Source organism: Erwinia endophytica, from assembly GCF_009295515.1.
GTDB lineage: Bacteria > Pseudomonadota > Gammaproteobacteria > Enterobacterales > Enterobacteriaceae > Erwinia > Erwinia endophytica.
In genome coordinates, this window is record NZ_RQVV01000053.1 from 129,475 (window position 1) to 145,635 (window position 16,161).

General features: G+C 49.7%; 18 protein-coding genes and 1 other annotated feature. Of the genes, 6 read left to right on the top strand and 12 right to left on the bottom strand.

Annotation, left to right across the window (positions count from 1 at the left end):
* From rfbC to gndA, 6 genes are all read left to right on the top strand, one after another.
* Entirely contained in the window at positions 1-549 is a 549-nt protein-coding gene (gene rfbC / locus EH228_RS15270) for a dTDP-4-dehydrorhamnose 3,5-epimerase (protein ID WP_152322480.1), read from the top strand.
* 132 nt (positions 550-681) lie between these two features.
* On the top strand, positions 682-1,623 hold the full coding sequence (locus EH228_RS15275) for a glycosyltransferase family 2 protein (RefSeq protein ID WP_152322481.1): 942 nt from the start codon (positions 682-684) through the stop codon (positions 1,621-1,623).
* A 54-nt stretch (positions 1,624-1,677) separates the two neighbouring features.
* Positions 1,678-2,910, top strand: a complete 1,233-nt coding sequence (locus EH228_RS15280) for a rhamnan synthesis F family protein (RefSeq protein WP_240116313.1) — start codon at positions 1,678-1,680, stop codon at positions 2,908-2,910.
* A complete protein-coding gene (locus tag EH228_RS15285; RefSeq protein WP_152322483.1) occupies positions 2,910-3,710 on the top strand; it encodes an ABC transporter permease in 801 nt (266 codons plus the stop codon). The genes EH228_RS15280 and EH228_RS15285 overlap by 1 nt, the downstream gene beginning before the upstream one ends.
* Positions 3,711-3,718: 8 nt before the next feature.
* Positions 3,719-4,483, top strand: a complete 765-nt coding sequence (locus EH228_RS15290; protein ID WP_152322484.1) for an ABC transporter ATP-binding protein — start codon at positions 3,719-3,721, stop codon at positions 4,481-4,483.
* 183 nt (positions 4,484-4,666) lie between these two features.
* Positions 4,667-6,073: an NADP-dependent phosphogluconate dehydrogenase gene (gene gndA, locus EH228_RS15295; RefSeq protein ID WP_152322485.1), complete on the top strand. Its 1,407-nt coding sequence runs from the start codon at positions 4,667-4,669 to the stop codon at positions 6,071-6,073.
* Between the two features lie 79 nt (positions 6,074-6,152).
* On the opposite strand, the gene EH228_RS15300 is transcribed toward gndA, so the two are convergent.
* The 12 genes from EH228_RS15300 to hisL form a co-directional block, all read right to left on the bottom strand.
* A complete protein-coding gene (locus EH228_RS15300; protein ID WP_152322486.1) occupies positions 6,153-7,268 on the bottom strand; it encodes a succinylglutamate desuccinylase/aspartoacylase family protein in 1,116 nt (371 codons plus the stop codon).
* A gap of 108 nt (positions 7,269-7,376) precedes the next feature.
* Positions 7,377-8,174, bottom strand: a complete 798-nt coding sequence (locus EH228_RS15305) for an ABC transporter substrate-binding protein (protein ID WP_152322487.1) — start codon at positions 8,172-8,174, stop codon at positions 7,377-7,379.
* Positions 8,175-8,242: 68 nt separating this feature from the next.
* Complete coding sequence (locus tag EH228_RS15310; protein ID WP_152322488.1) at positions 8,243-8,719, bottom strand: YbaK/prolyl-tRNA synthetase associated domain-containing protein; 477 nt, start codon at positions 8,717-8,719, stop codon at positions 8,243-8,245.
* A 19-nt stretch (positions 8,720-8,738) separates the two neighbouring features.
* Positions 8,739-9,353 (bottom strand): bifunctional phosphoribosyl-AMP cyclohydrolase/phosphoribosyl-ATP diphosphatase HisIE, encoded by a 615-nt coding sequence (gene hisIE, locus EH228_RS15315; protein WP_152322489.1) that lies wholly within the window; start codon positions 9,351-9,353, stop codon positions 8,739-8,741.
* Positions 9,347-10,123: an imidazole glycerol phosphate synthase subunit HisF gene (hisF, locus tag EH228_RS15320; protein ID WP_152322490.1), complete on the bottom strand. Its 777-nt coding sequence runs from the start codon at positions 10,121-10,123 to the stop codon at positions 9,347-9,349. Before hisF ends, hisIE begins: the two co-directional genes overlap by 7 nt.
* Positions 10,105-10,842 carry a 1-(5-phosphoribosyl)-5-[(5-phosphoribosylamino)methylideneamino]imidazole-4-carboxamide isomerase gene (gene hisA, locus EH228_RS15325; protein WP_152322491.1) on the bottom strand — a complete coding sequence of 246 codons (738 nt, stop codon included), beginning with the start codon at positions 10,840-10,842 and terminating at the stop codon, positions 10,105-10,107. Before hisA ends, hisF begins: the two co-directional genes overlap by 19 nt.
* 5 nt (positions 10,843-10,847) lie before the next feature.
* Positions 10,848-11,438 (bottom strand): imidazole glycerol phosphate synthase subunit HisH, encoded by a 591-nt coding sequence (gene hisH / locus EH228_RS15330; protein WP_152322492.1) that lies wholly within the window; start codon positions 11,436-11,438, stop codon positions 10,848-10,850.
* Positions 11,439-12,506 carry a bifunctional histidinol-phosphatase/imidazoleglycerol-phosphate dehydratase HisB gene (gene hisB / locus EH228_RS15335; protein WP_152322493.1) on the bottom strand — a complete coding sequence of 356 codons (1,068 nt, stop codon included), beginning with the start codon at positions 12,504-12,506 and terminating at the stop codon, positions 11,439-11,441.
* A complete protein-coding gene (gene hisC, locus EH228_RS15340; protein ID WP_152322494.1) occupies positions 12,503-13,594 on the bottom strand; it encodes a histidinol-phosphate transaminase in 1,092 nt (363 codons plus the stop codon). The genes hisB and hisC overlap by 4 nt, the downstream gene beginning before the upstream one ends.
* Positions 13,591-14,898: a histidinol dehydrogenase gene (gene hisD, locus EH228_RS15345; RefSeq protein WP_152322495.1), complete on the bottom strand. Its 1,308-nt coding sequence runs from the start codon at positions 14,896-14,898 to the stop codon at positions 13,591-13,593. The genes hisC and hisD overlap by 4 nt, the downstream gene beginning before the upstream one ends.
* 3 nt (positions 14,899-14,901) lie before the next feature.
* Positions 14,902-15,801 carry an ATP phosphoribosyltransferase gene (hisG, locus tag EH228_RS15350; protein ID WP_152322496.1) on the bottom strand — a complete coding sequence of 300 codons (900 nt, stop codon included), beginning with the start codon at positions 15,799-15,801 and terminating at the stop codon, positions 14,902-14,904.
* Positions 15,802-15,872: 71 nt separating this feature from the next.
* Positions 15,873-15,995: a sequence feature (His leader region), on the bottom strand.
* Entirely contained in the window at positions 15,971-16,018 is a 48-nt protein-coding gene (gene hisL, locus EH228_RS15355; RefSeq protein ID WP_100396937.1) for a his operon leader peptide, read from the bottom strand. It overlaps the preceding feature by 25 nt.
* Positions 16,019-16,161: the final 143 nt, after the last annotated feature.

A 16,161-nucleotide genomic window follows, 5' to 3' on the forward strand; every position in this document is an offset into this window, starting at 1 on the left:
ATGAAAGTGATTGAAACCAGTATTCCGGATGTGAAGATTATCGAACCCACTGTCTTTGGCGATGAGCGTGGTTTTTTTATGGAAACGTGGCAGCAGAAGAAATTTGAAGAATTGGTTGCTCAACGTCAATTTGTTCAGGATAATCATTCTAAGTCCACTCAAGGTATCCTACGTGGTCTGCACTATCAGACTGAAAATACCCAAGGTAAACTGGTTCGTGTTGTTGCTGGAGAAGTATTTGATGTAGCGGTAGATATGCGAGAGTCATCTGAAACCTTCGGACAATGGGTTGGGGTTTTCCTTTCAGCAGATAACAGACGTCAGCTTTGGGTGCCGGAAGGTTTTGCTCACGGTTTTTATGTGACATCTGAATCTGCAGAATTCGTTTATAAATGTACGGACTATTATAATCCGAGTCATGAACATACATTGCAGTGGAATGATTCTACTATTGGTGTTGAATGGCCTATTATTACTGGTAATGAACCACTGCTTTCGGCTAAGGATCAGGCTGGGAAATTTTTCCACGAAGCAGTTTATTTTAAATGATATTAAAAATGTAATTACTCTTTAAAAGAATAATGATGGCATCATTATTCTTTTATGCTGGGATGTTATAATAACTGAAGTTATTTTTATTATAGATTATATTATGATATCCAATGATAGTATGGTTCTGAAATGTTTAAAGATGACAATATAAGCATCCTATTTTGTAGCTATAATGGTGAAAAATATATTAGGGAGCAACTTGATTCCATTATTGAACAGACATATAGGAACTGGACTCTTTATATATCTGATGATGGTTCAACAGATAACACTCTTAATATTATCAATGAATATAGGGAAAAACTACCAGAGAATAAGTTAGTTTTGTTGGACGGTCCTCAAAAAGGTTTTGCAGCTAACTTTCTATCTTTGATGAAAAAACCTGATATTCAGTCATCATACTATGCGTTCAGTGATCAGGATGATATCTGGCTTAAAACGAAGCTAGAACGTGCAGTGAATGCTATAAAAGATATTGAAAAATCATATAATTCGCAATGTATTCTCTATGGAGGGCGAACCAGGCTTATTAATGAAAAAAAAGAAGTCATTGGTCATTCTTCCATTTTTAATTGTGATTTGACATTAGAAAATGCACTACTGCAAAGTTTTTCTGGTGGAAATACAATGCTTTTTAATGATGTTTTGAAAAAGAAAATTGAATTACTACCTGAAGATATTTCAATTGTCTCCCATGATTGGTATCTATATATTATATGCTCTGCCTTTTGTGGCATTAATATTTATGACCCTGAACCTCAGATTCTTTACCGACAGCATTCTAGTAATTTGGTTGGTAGTAATTTAGGATTACTATCGAAAATAGAACGTTTCCGGCGTCTCTATCAGGGGCAGTTTGCAGAATGGAATTTTATAAATAAGCAGAGTCTTGATTTTTATTATCAGGAGTTCCCCCCCGCTCAGCAAGAGGTGATTAACTATTTTTATTCATGCGGTAGCAGTAATATTTTGCGTAGAATAAAAGGATTTAAGTCGGCGAAAGTTTATCGTCAGTCTGGATTTGAAACTTTTTTATTTTTTCTAATTAATATTTTCAATAAATTAGTCTAATATAGGATTGAATTTGGTGAGAAAATGAGAGTATTTATTAACAAGTTGAAATGGATGTTTTTGAAAGTTATATTATTTTCCTACTATGGGTTCCTTTCTTTTAGAGATGGAATAAAAATAAAAAAATATCAAAATATTGTTCATAAAAAGGAATATAATGGGCAAAAAGTAATGTTATTAGCGCTTTATGAAAAATCACAACTGAGAAGTGATACTGTTGAGCTATTAAAAGCTGCTAAGAAGCAAGATATTTACATCATTGCTGTAAATACTTTAAAATTAAAGCCAGAATGTTATTTTCCTGAGCTTATTGATATTTATATTGAACGTGAAAATTATGGGAGAGATTTTGGTAGCTATCAGACCGGAATGAATTATTTTTATAAGAGTAAAATTTCCGAATCTTGTTCTCGGTTGTTAATTATTAATGATAGTGTCTTTTTCTCCCTTAAAGGGCTTGATGAATTTATAAGTCAACTCTTTTCAACTGATTTAGAAGTTTTAGGTGCTACAGAAAATAGTCAGCATTCACATCATTTGGGATCTTTTTGTGTGTCAGTCTGTGGAAATATAGCAAGAGATAAAAAATTTGAAAATTTCTGGAAAAATTATAAATCATCAAATGTCAGGCCGCTTGTTATTAAACGAGGGGAGTTTGCACTAAGTAAACTATTGAAGTCTCTGGTCAGTTCTGAACAGCAATTCAAGTCTCTTTATAATGTACTGCTGTTAGAAAAAAAATTGAAGTCTGATCCCTATATCCTCGATAATTACTTTTATTTTAGAAGGGAAGGTGATCGTGCCTGGTCTAATAAAAACCTTCTTAACTATTTTGAAGAAGATAGGATTCTAAAATCATTTCTTGATGATTATATCTCTAAGTGTAAGTTAGAGAATCGGGATTCCGATTATGTTACTAAGAAAGATGAGGATGAAAAGGAAATTAATTATATAGATTTCTTGAGTTTTATTTCACGGTTGGACTATAAAACTGTTCCTTTTGGTAATATCCTACAGGAAAAACTCATTGCTCTTTATATGGAAGAGTTCACTTGGGGATCTCAAATTCATATTAATTGTCTCATAATGCATTACTTGGGACTTCCTATCATTAAACTCGACTTACTATTCCGCTGTGTTTGTAATATGAATGATTTGATAAAATTGAGAGACCAACTCGATGAGTCACAGCAGGATGAATTTATGGCGCTGATGTCAACAAGACTTTGTGGTGATAAATTCTTGGTTGGGTTTAATCGACTGGCATATCAGCATGGGATTTTATAATGTCTCTTTTAAAGAACACTCCAGGCCTTGATGATTTGGTCGGTGCAATGAAATCATTTCATGTTATCCGTGTAATGGGAGGACAGGATATTCGTCAGCGTTATAAACGTTCTCGTCTTGGACCATTTTGGATTACCATTAGTATGGCGGTAATGATTACTACTATGGGGCTTGTTTTTGGTAATCTTTTTAAAACACCGCTACATGATTTCCTACCTTACCTTACTCTTGGTTTGATCATTTGGGGGTTCTTGCTGAGTTGTATTACAGAGGGTTGTGATTCCCTCATCTCTGCTGAGGGTATCATTAAGCAACTCCCGGTGCCATTACATGTACATGTTCTACGCGTAGTATGGAAAAACTTCATTATTTTTATGCATAATATAGTCATCTTTCCTTTGGTTCTACTGGCCGTTGGAAAAGGAGTTGACTGGCATGTAGTGTTAGCTATTCCAGGATTTATCTTACTTGCGCTAAATATATCCTGGATGTTAGTGGTGATGTCATTAATATGTGCGCGCTTTCGAGACATGACTCAAATAATTCTCAGCATAATGCAGGTTATTTTCTATCTGACTCCCGTAATCTGGATGCCTCAGTTATTGACGCATCGAATAGGTACAGTTCTGCTAGATTTTAATCCATTCTATCATTTTATTAATGTGGTAAGATCTCCTTTACTCGGACAGGCGCCCTCAGTAACCACTTGGATTGTTACTATTGTCATGGCAATTATAGGTGTTGTTTTTTCTACAATCATGACTGGCAAATTTAAATATCGTGTGCCCTACTGGGTTTAGGAATTACTATGGCTATTATCAAATTTAAAGATGTGGGCATAGATTTCCCCATATTTGATGCGGCTTCCCGGTCGATAAAAAAGAATTTTATGAGTTTTGCCACCGGTGGGAAAGTTGGTGAGAATAATGGTAAGGTTGTCGTATCCGCACTAAATAATTTAAATTTTGAAATCAAGGATGGGGAGCGTATTGGTCTAATTGGTCATAACGGGTCAGGAAAAACAACACTGTTGCGTATGTTTAGCCGTGTTTACCATCCAACCTCTGGTGCCGCTATTATTGAAGGTGATATTGGATCATTGATTTCAATATCTCTTGGAATTAATCCAGAATTTACTGGTCGAGAGAATATTTATATTCGAGGGGCATTACTTGGTCTACGTAAGAAAGATATCGACGGTAAGATCGATGAAATTATCGACTTTACTGATTTAGGGGATTTTATCGATATGCCAGTTAGAACGTATTCGTCTGGCATGCAGATGAGACTAGGGTTTAGCGTTTCGACAATCTTTACTCCTGAAATATTATTGATGGATGAATGGTTATCGGTAGGGGATGAAAGTTTTAAAGAAAAAGCAGAAACCCGACTGAGCAATATCATCAATGCCACTAAAATATTGATTTTGGCTAGCCACAGTCATGATTTGATGGCGAAGGTGTGTACAAGGATTCTCTGGCTGGAACATGGAACGGTCAAGATGGATGGTAAGCCGGAAGATATTCTGCCCTTATACTTCAAAACACACATTAAAAAAGCTGATTTAGTATAAAACCAGGTAATTGGTCATCTTCGTTCTATGTGGACTAATATTTATTAATTTGTTCTTTTGCAACAAATATTACCAATTGCACCAATCGCTACCTTTTATCGGCTATCCTGAGTTAACATATTTGCCACTTTAACATGCGGCGTGCTGAAAACGCTGTGAGTGACCTTCAGACAGGAGTATGTAATGTCCAAGCAACAGATTGGCGTTGTAGGTATGGCAGTAATGGGTCGTAACCTGGCTCTTAACATTGAGAGCCGCGGCTATACTGTATCCATCTTTAACCGCTCTCGTGAGAAGACTGATGAAGTTATCGCTGAGAATGCAGGCAAAAAACTGGCTCCTTACTACACCATCGAAGAATTTGTGGCTTCTCTTGAGAAACCGCGCCGCATCTTACTGATGGTTCAGGCCGGTGAAGCAACGGACAAAACCATCGCTTCCCTGACGCCACATCTGGATAAGGGCGATATCCTGATCGATGGCGGTAATACCTTCTATAAAGACACTATCCGCCGTAACCGCGAACTGTCTGCACAGGGTTTTAACTTTATCGGTACCGGTGTTTCCGGTGGAGAAGAGGGCGCCCTGAAAGGTCCATCCATCATGCCCGGTGGGCAGAAAGAAGCCTATGATCTGGTCGCCCCCATTCTGGACAAAATTGCCGCGCGCGCTGAAGGCGAAGCCTGTGTGGCCTATATTGGTCCAGATGGTGCCGGTCACTATGTAAAGATGGTGCATAACGGTATCGAATACGGTGATATGCAACTGATCGCAGAGGCCTATTCGCTGCTGAAAAACGCGTTGAACCTGAGTAATGAAGAGCTGGCTAAGACCTTCAGCGAATGGAACAAGGGTGAACTCAGCAGCTATTTGATCGATATCACCAAAGATATCTTCACCAAGAAAGATCAAGACGGTAACTACCTGGTTGATGTCATTCTGGATGAAGCCGCCAACAAAGGTACCGGTAAGTGGACCAGCCAGAGTTCTTTGGATCTCGGCGAGCCACTGTCCCTGATTACCGAGTCGGTGTTTGCCCGCTACCTGTCTTCACTGAAGACACAGCGTGTCGCGGCTTCTAAAGTATTGAGTGGCCCGGCAGTTAAGGCTTTCTCCGGTGACAAAGCTGAATTCATTGAGAAAGTTCGGCGCGCACTGTATCTGGGCAAAATCGTTTCTTACGCCCAGGGCTTCTCTCAGTTGAAAGCGGCGTCTACTGAAAACAACTGGAACCTGAATTACGGTGAGATTGCTAAAATCTTCCGTGCGGGTTGTATCATTCGCGCACAGTTCCTGCAGAAAATTACTGATGCTTATGCCGATAACGCGGACATCGCTAATCTGTTGCTGGCGCCGTATTTCAAAAATATCGCGGATGAGTATCAGCAGGCGTTGCGTGATGTTGTGGCTTATGCTGTGCAGAACGGTATCCCAACACCGACCTTCTCCGCAGCTATCGCTTACTATGACAGCTATCGTTCAGCGGTGCTGCCAGCGAACCTGATCCAGGCTCAGCGTGATTACTTCGGTGCGCATACTTACAAGCGTATTGATAAAGAAGGTGTGTTCCACACTGAATGGCTGGATTAATTTAGTTCAGCAATCAGGCAAAGGGCTTCCCACGGGAAGCCCTTTTTCGTTGATGCCATCGGGGAATGACTGTGTGGCCTCAGGGAACCAGTAAATTCCCTTCGCGGATAGCGTCAGTACCGGCCAGGCGGGTGACCAGCATCCCGGTGGTGGCGAATCGCATCCAGTGGCGGGCATAAAGCAGTCCACCATGTTCTGCCTGCAGCGGGGTGAGTTGATCGGTCAGTGGGTCGAGAATGTCGGCCACCACCTCGCCGGGTTTGATCCATTCGCCAATGTCACGGCGGTGCAGGATGACGCCGGAATGGGGGGTGGCGATATACTCACAGGCGGCGAGCGGCATGGCGGGATGTATCAGCGGCGGTAATTCAGCCGCGGTTCCAGCAATATAGCCACCTCTTATCAGCGCATTGATAATGGCCTCAGCATCCTGCTGTGCCTGAGAATGGCTGACATCTCTCACACCGCGTAGTTCCAGCGTTACCGGTTTCAGTCCCTGGGGGAGTGGAAAGCGATCGCCGAGAGTGCGTTGCAGGTGCTGCCATGGTTCACAACAGGCCTCGTCAAAAGGCTCTCCCCCCGAGACTTCCGCCACCAGTTGCACCGCGCTACCCAGATAGCGAGCCAGCGGCTCAATGTCGGGCCATGCTTGTGGCGTGGTGTAGAGGTGGGGAATGGCTTCCCAGTCACAGTGCATATCAATCATCAGATCGGCCTGACAGGCCATGCGCATCAGGGTATGGCGTTGTGATTCCAGTTCGGTAACTGGCTGATGAGCATCGAAATAGTGCTGAATGGCGTCGCGGATTAACTGCCGATTTTGTGTGATATCCTGAGTTAATACAGAAGAAAGTTGTGTTACCAGCGACGGGCCGAGTGCCGGGAACCGGCGGTTGAAATCCTGGCCGGAATGGACGTCAAAGCGGCCAAGATGGCTACCGTGCCAATGTTGCCCCAATGCCAGTGGGTTGGCCACCGGCACCAGGGTAACCTGTGCCAGCAGGTGTCCCGCCGCTTCCAGCTCGCTGAATTTCTGCTTAAGATACCAGGCAACGGCCACACCGGGCAGCTCATCGCCGTGCAGCGCCGCCTGGATATAGACCTGGCGTGGGCAATTTTCGCCAAAGTGGTAGCTGATGATTTCACGTTGTGTGCCCAGAGAGGCGCTGAGCAGGGGATGATGGCGTTGTTGCATAGTCAGGTCACTTTACTGGCAGTGAAAAAAGTCGGGGGAATAACACGGGTCCCCCGAGTTGCGCATGATTAAGTTGTTTGCACCGTGTTTACTGGTCAGGTCGCGGCGTTACGGCTTGACGGAGATATCGATGTCAAAATAGCGCTTTTGAAGCTGGTCAAAGGTACCGTTGCGGGTAATTTCAGCGAAGGCATTATCCAGCGCCGTTTTTAGCTCGGTATCGCCTTTACGCAGACCAATCGCCGTGCCGGGGCCGATAATGGGATCTTCCACTTTCGGTCCGGCCAGCTCAAAATCTTTTCCCTCCGGGCGTTTGAGGAAGCCCATCGCCGCCTGTGCCGCGTCAGTGAATACCGCATCCAGACGACCAGAGACCAGATCGCTCTCAACCTGGGCCTGATCGCCGTAAGGCACCACCTTCACGCCGTGCGGTTGCCATTTCAGCAGCGCATAGCGCTCCTGTACCGTACCCTGTTCCACGCCGACCGTTTTCCCTTGCAGGGATTCGGCGGTGGGCTGCAGCCCTGAGCCTTTACGGGCAACCAGTTGGGTTTTGGTATCGTACAGCGGTACGGTGAAGTCGATCTGCTTCAGGCGTTCTGCGGTGATCCCCATATCTGACAGGATCGCATCAAACTTACGCGCTTTCAGCGCCGGGATCATCCCGTCAAACTGGCTTTCAACCCAGACGCACTTCGCCTGCATCTGGGCGCAGAGTGCATTACCCAGATCGATATCAAAACCCACCAGCTTGCCTTGTGGTGTTTTTGATTCAAAAGGGGGGTAGGTTGGGTCAACCGCGAAGCGCACCTGGTCGATTTTTGCCTGAGCGGCGAAGGCGCAACCCGCCAGCAGTGCCAGAACCGTCACCTGACGCAGGCGAGTGGAGAATGTCATTTTAGTCATAATTCCTTTCATCTTAATAGCGTTAGACTGGCCGACAGCGTACCTGTTCACCCGCAGCCTGTGAATCACTATTTGCGGATATCCGCCCGCGTAAAGCGGCCTATCCGCTGATAGTCCTGTGCATCCAGTACTATCGATGTTTCCAGCCGTCCGGCATTAAAAGCGATCTCACGGTTACGCTCGCACAGCGTGGGATCGACCACCACCTGCAGTTCGTCATGGAAACTGAACGGAGGAATGGCACCGAACACGCAGCCTGTCAGGCGATCCACTTCCGCCGGGCTGGCCAGCGAAGCCCGCAGACCGCCGACAGCGTTGGCCACCTTGCTCAAATCCGCCTGTTGATCAGCGGGAAGCACCGCCAGTACGTACTGCTTAACGCCGTTGCCTTTGACATGACAAACCAGTGCTTTAGCGCCCTGGCTAATCGCTGTGCCACGTATAGCCGCCACCTCTTCACATTTTCCGCAGGGCGCATGTTCTACCCGTTTATAATTGGCGAGCTGGCCATCAAGCAGGGCGGTCAGTTTCTCGAAAGTGGTCATGGTCGCTCCTAAATATGGCTTATTCTTTATGCCGTTGACGCAGATTATTGATAACCGTACTCAGACTCAGCCCCTGATCCTGCAGCAGCACCAGCAGGTGGTAGATCAGGTCCGAGGCTTCGTTGGTCAGCTCAAAACGGTCATTGACGGTGGCCGCCAGCGCAGTTTCGACGCCTTCTTCGCCCACTTTCTGCGCGATACGCTTAGTGCCGCTGGCGTAAAGGCTGGCGGTGTAAGAGCTTTTAGGATCGGCATGTTTACGTTCAGCCAGCAGTTGCTCCAGTTGCCAGAGAAATGTCCAGTCCGGGGCGGCGGGCGAGAAGCAACTGGAAGTGCCGAGATGACAGGTGGGGCCGACAGGGTTGACCAGCACCAGTAGCGTGTCGTTATCGCAATCCGGGGTGATGCTGACGACACTGAGGAAGTGCTCAGAGGTTTCACCTTTGGTCCACAGGCGCTGTTTGGTACGCGACCAGAAAGTGACTCTGCCGCTTTCCAGCGTTTTCGCCAGCGCCTGCTGGTTCATATAACCGTGCATCAGCACCTCGCCAGAAACAGCATGCTGAATGATGGCCGGCATCATGCCGTCGGTTTTTACCCAATCCAGTTGGGTAAGCTGTTGTTCTGTTAACACGCGCGAATCTCCACACCTTTTTCAGTCAGGAACGTTTTCAGCTCCCCGATATTAATAATCTGCTTATGGAAGACGGACGCGGCCAGCGCGCCATCCACATTCGCATCGCGGAAGGCTTGATAGAAATGTTCCATGTTGCCTGCGCCTCCGGAGGCGATCAACGGTACTTTGCACACGGCACGTACTTTTTGTAGTTGGATCAGATCATAGCCGTTACGCACCCCGTCCTGATTCATCATGTTCAGGACGATTTCACCCGCGCCGCGCCGTTGTACTTCCTGTACCCAGTCCAGCGTTTGCCAGGTGGTCACTCGGGTACGGCTTTCGTCACCGGTATACTGGTTAACATGGTATTTGCCCGTTTCATGGTCATACCAGGTATCGATCCCCACCACAATGCACTGCACGCCAAAGCGATCAGCCAGGCGGGTAATCAGTTCAGGATCGGCCAGCGCCGGGGAGTTGACTGAAATCTTATCCGCGCCGAAAGAGAGGATTTGAGCGGCATCGTCCACCGTTTTAATCCCGCCCGCCACGCAAAACGGAATATCAATCACTTCCGCCACGCGCGACACCCAACTCTTATCCACCACACGCCCATCCGCTGACGCGGTGATGTCATAAAACACCAGTTCGTCAGCCCCTTCCTGGGCATAGCGTTGGGCCAGGGGCACGATATCACCAATAATCTCGTGATTGCGGAACTGAACGCCTTTGACGACCTGGCCGTCACGGACGTCCAGGCAGGGGATTATCCGTTTTGCCAGCATGAGATCGCCTCCGATACGGTGAATTTTCCTTCCAGCAGGGCGCGGCCGACGATGACCCCTTGTACACCAGAGCCGCGCAGGGCGTTAATGTCCGCCAGGGAACCGATGCCGCCGGAAGACTGGAAGGCAATCTGTGGATAGCGGGCGGATACTTCACGATACAGTGCGACATTAGCACCGCTCAACGTACCATCGCGGGAGATATCGGTGCAGAGCACGTGCCGCAGTCCAAAGGGTTGAAACTGTTCGATGACCTCTTCCAGGGTCACATTCGCCGCTTCCTGCCAGCCGCTGATCGCCACTTCTTTGCGGTTGTCAGCATCAATCCTGACATCCAGCGCCAGCACGATAGCCTCTGCGCCGTATTGTTTAAACCAGTTTTGTACCGCTTGCGGCTGTTTTATCGCGGTGGAACCTACCACCACGCGGGTCGCTCCGGCTGTCAGTAGCGCGTCCACGTCTTCACGGGTGCGGATACCGCCGCCAACCTGTACCGGAACGCTGACGCCCGCTAACAGTTTTTTTAACAGCGGAATTTGTCGTGCCGCGGGATCTTTGGCGCCGGTCAGGTCCACCAGGTGCAGGACTTCAGCGCCTTGTGCCTGGTAATCCTGTAATCGGGGCAGGGGATCGTTACCATAATCGCGTTGCTGGCCATAGTCGCCCTGATGCAGACGTACGACCTTGCCATCAATCAAATCTAATGCGGGGATAATCATACCCGTTACATCTCCAGGAAGTTTTTCATCAACTGAGCGCCTGCGGTGCCGGAACGCTCCGGGTGAAACTGCACACCGAAGAAATTGTCTTTTTGTACCGCGGCGGTAAACGGCGCACCGTAGCGGCATTGCGCGATAGTGTATGGGTTCACCGGCATCGCGTAGCTGTGGACGAAATAGAACCAGCTGCCGTCCGGGATATCGCGAAACAGGGGATTTCCGGCCAGTGGAGTGATGCGGTTCCACCCCATATGGGGTAATGGCAGGCCGTGATCCTGCATGCGCAACACTGGCTGGTCGATAATCCCGAGGGTTGGCACACCACCGCTTTCATCGCTCTGCGTCCCCAGTAACTGCATGCCCAGGCAGATACCCAGTACGGGCTGGCGACAGGATTTGACCAGACTGACCAGTTCGCGATCCCGTAGCTGATCCATTGCCGCCTGCGCCGTACCGACGCCCGGCAGGAACAGTTTATCCGCCTGCAAGACGACAGCGGATTCGCGACTGACCTGCGGCTCATAGCCAAGGCGCTGTATCGCCCATTTCACCGAAGAGAGATTGGCGCAGCCAGTGTCGAGGATCACCACATTCATTTACAGCACTCCTTTCGAGCTGGGCAGGGTGTTGCCTTCAACGCGGATCGCCTGGCGCAAGGTGCGCCCGAAGGCTTTGAACAGGCTCTCAACCCGGTGATGGTCGTTTTTGCCTTTAGTTTTCAGGTGCAGGGTGCTGGCCATCGCGTAAGAGAGTGAGCGGAAGAAGTGCTCGACCATCTCGGTGCTCAGATCGCCGACACGCTGATAATTGAATTCGGCTTTGTATTCCAGATGAGGTCGACCAGAGATATCCAGCGCACAGCGAGCCAGACATTCATCCATCGGCAGCACGAAACCAAAGCGACCAATACCGCGCTTGTCGCCAAGCGCTTTCAGCAGCGCCTCACCCAGCGCCAGACCGGTGTCTTCCACCGTATGATGATCGTCAATATAAAGATCCCCCTTCACCTCAATGTTCATGCGGAAACCGCCGTGGGTAGCGATTTGGTCCAGCATATGGTCGAAGAAACCGACGCCGGTATTGAACTGGCTATTGCCTTCACGATCCAGCCAGACTTCTACGTGGACCTGGGTTTCTTTGGTATGACGATCAACCACCGCGTGGCGATCACGTTGGGTCAGTTGCCGCCCAATCGTTTGCCAGTTCAGGCCATCTTTCGAATAATGCAGCCCCTGAATTCCCATATTGCTGGCTAACTGCAGGTCAGTGGTCCGATCGCCAATTACATAACTGTTAGCGGTATCCAGCACCCCTTCGGCCAGCCAGGCGGCGACCATTTTGGTTTTTGGCTTGCGGCAGTCACAGTTGTCTTCCGGCTTATGCGGGCAAATCAGCACCGCGTCAAAGTGGATCCCCTGAGAAGTCAGGATCTGCATCATCAGGTTATGTGGGCTATCAAAGTCTGCCTGCGGGAAACTGGCGGTACCGAGGCCATCCTGATTGGTCACCATCACCAGTTTAAATCCAGCCTGTTGCAGCGACAGCAGGGTGGGGATGACATCCGGCTCAAAAGCCAGTTTGTTGAGGCTGTCCACCTGAAAATCTTCCGGTGGCTCAGTAATAATGGTCCCGTCACGATCGATAAAAAGTACTTTCTGGCTCATGCTTGCTCCCTGGAAACAGACGCGCCCGCCAGGGCCTGTAATGCAGCGATCACCCGGTCGCATTCTTCACGGGTGCCGATAGAAATACGCAGGCATCCTGACAGCCCCGGCTGTGTGTTCTGATCACGCAGAATAATGCCCTGATCCCACAGGTTTTTAAACACCAGACTGGAATTGGTAAAGCGCGCCAGCACGTAGTTGGTGTCGCTGTTATAGACCTGTTCTACGCACCCGCATTCACGCAGGTCGGCGATCAACTTCTCGCGGTTGGCAATCAGTTGGCGGGTGTGTTCTCTCATGAGCACCAGGCCCTGTTCGCTCAATGCCTGGGCGGCGATATCGGCCACCGGGGTGGAGAGCGGATAAGGTGCGATGACCTTCATCAGCAGCTCAATCACTTCAGCATTAGCCAGCGTAAAACCACAGCGTAAACCCGCCAGCGCAAAGGCTTTGGACAGGGTGCGCAGGATAACCAGTTGTGGATAGTCTTGCAGCCAGCTGCTCAACGTGGCCTGCGGACAGAATTCAATATAGGCTTCGTCGGCCACCACCAGCGCTTTGCCGCGCGTCATCTCCAGTAACTGACGGATATCATCAGGATTGATAACGTTACCGGTGGGGTTGTTCGGGCTGCAGACATAGACCACCTTTACGCCATCCAGTTGTGCAGCAATCGCGGGCAGGTTGAGCTGCCAGTTATCACGCGCCGCCACTGTGCGGTGTTCCACGCCAAAAGTCTCTGCGCTGACGTGGTACATGCCGTAGGTGGGGGGACAGAACAGGACGGCATCTTTGCCTGGTTCACAGAAAGCGCGGATCAACAGCTCAATGCCTTCATCAGCCCCCCGACAGACCAGCAACTGATCGGTGGTCACTCCGGCGTAGGCGGCATAGCGCTCAATCACCTGTTTCGGCTGGCATTCCGGATAGCGGTTTAGTGTTTGCTGACGGAGGTCAAAGGGCACCGCCAGCGGATATTCATTGGCGTTCAGCCACACATCGCCATTACCGCCCAGACGGCGGGCTGACTGATAGGGCGTCAGGGCGCGAACATTCGCCCGGGCCAGTGCGGCAATCTTGTTGCTCATGGTTGCTCCTTGAGCGCGGCAACGCGCAGGGTAACGGCATTTTTATGGGCGGTCAGTTGTTCTGCCGCAGCGAGAATTTCAATGGTGAGGGCCAACTGCATCAAGCCCTGCTTGCTGAGTTCCTGTACCGTCATACGTTTCTGGAAGTCGGCCAGCCCCAGGCTGGAACAGGTTGCGGTGTAACCATAGGTGGGCAACACATGGTTGGTGCCCGAAGCATAATCACCGGCAGATTCTGGCGACCAGTCCCCCAGGAACACCGAACCGGCGCTGGTGATGCTGTCGACCAGTTCGCGCGCCTGGCGGGTCTGGATGATCAGGTGCTCCGGTCCGTAGCGGTTACTGATCTCCACACACTGCTGCAAATCTTTCGCCACGATCAACCGGCTGCTGGCCAGCGCTTTGCGTGCGGTTTCAGCACGCGGCAGGGCCGCTAACTGTGTTTCTACCGCGCTGGCAACCGCTTGCGCCATATCCCATGACGGGGTCAGCAAAATGACCTGGGAATCCGGGCCGTGTTCCGCCTGAGACAACAGGTCAGAGGCGACAAAATCCGCGGTGGCGCGCTCATCGGCAATCACCAGGACTTCTGATGGTCCGGCGGGCATATCAATCGCCGCGCCATCAAGACGCTGGCTAACCTGGCGTTTGGCCTCGGTGACATAAGCATTGCCCGGCCCAAAAATCTTGTCGACTTTCGGCACAGATTCGGTGCCCAGCGCCAGCGCAGCAATAGCCTGTGCGCCGCCGACCTGAAACACTTCCTGCACGCCGCACAGGGTTGCCGCATACAGGATCTCATCGGCGATCGGCGGCGGAGAACACAGAACCACCCGTTTGCAACCCGCGATGCGGGCGGGGGTCGCCAACATCAGTACGGTAGAAAACAACGGGGCAGAGCCACCGGGGATATACAGGCCGACAGAGGCCAGCGGACGGGTGATTTGCTGGCAGCGCACCCCAGGCTGAGTTTCAATATCAACCGGCGGCAGTTGCTGCGCCACGTGAAACGTTTCGATATTGCGAACGGCGATAGCCATCGCCTGCTTGATTTCATCGCCAAGGCGCGCGGAAGCCGCTGCCAGCTGTTCTTCGGTCACGCGCAGGGCATTAACCTGGGTTTTATCAAAGGTGGCACTGTAATAGCGTAGCGCCTCGTCACCTTCTGCTTTCACCTTATCAAGGATTTCGCGGACGGTGGTTGTGATATTTTCTGACGCGGAAATCGCCGGGCGGGTCAGCAGCGCCTGTTGCTGCTCCGCACTGCATGCCTGCCAGTCGATCGGGGTTGCGAAGTTAGCCATCAGTCACTCCATCATCTTCTCAATCGGCAGCACCAGAATGGAACTGGCGCCCAGCGCCTTCAGTTTTTCCATCGTTTCCCAGAACAGCGTTTCGCTACTCACCATGTGCATGGCCACGCGACTTTTATCGCCCGCCAGCGGCAGTACCGTAGGGCGTTCGGCGCCAGGCAGCAGGGAAATAATATCTTCCAGACGCTCACTCGGGGCGTGCAACATAATGTATTTTGATTCACGGGCCTGGATAACGCCCTGAATTCGGGTCATCAGTTTATCAATCAGTTCCTGTTTCGCTGCGGGCATTTCGCCATCGCGCTGGATCAGACAGGCTTTGGAGCGATAAATGACTTCAACTTCACGCAGGCCATTAGCTTCCAGTGTGGCGCCGGTTGATACCAGGTCACAGATGGCATCCGCCAGACCGGCACGCGGCGCCACCTCGACAGAACCGTTCAGCAGGCAGGATTTAAAAGCCACCCCCTGTCGGTCGAGATATTTCTTCAGCAGGTGAGGATAAGAGGTGGCTATCCGGGCGTTTTGTAAACATTGTGGCCCACTATATTCATCGTCAACCGGCATAGCCAGCGACAGGCGGCAACCGCCAAAATCCAGGCGACGCAGGGTAAAATAGCGCGGGTCTTCACCCTGAGCGCGGCGAGTCAGCAACTCTTCTTCCAGCACATTTTCACCGATGATGCCGAGATCAACCACGCCATCCATCACCAGCCCTGGGATATCGTCATCGCGAACCCGCAGAATATCGATGGGCATGTTCTCGGCGAAGGCGATCAGACGCTGTTGTTGCAGGTTGATTTTGATCCCGCAACGGGCCAGCAGTTCGCGTGAATCATCGCTTAAACGGCCGGATTTCTGCATAGCTATGCGTAAACGCGTGTTATCTAACATCGGTACTTATCCTCTTTTCCTGTGACCTGATGAGCTCAGCAGTTCATCCATTGCGGGCCGGACAAGCGTCCAAAAAAAAGCCCCCGGAAGATGATCTTCCGGGGGCTTCTCTTGCGTCCTGCACCACTGGAAGATCCTAAACGTCTTCCAGCACACATCGCCTGAAAGACTAGTCAGGATGATGGTGATGATGGTGGTTGAATTGAACGCGAGTCATAAAATTTTCTCAGATAAATGTTGGGTCCTTATCGTGAGCAATAACCTAACCAGAATGCGCGCGCCGTGCAACCCTTTTTTGTTAATGACGCACGATTCTCTCATCATCTACTGATTGTCTCTGACCGATGGCTGGCGTAGTTT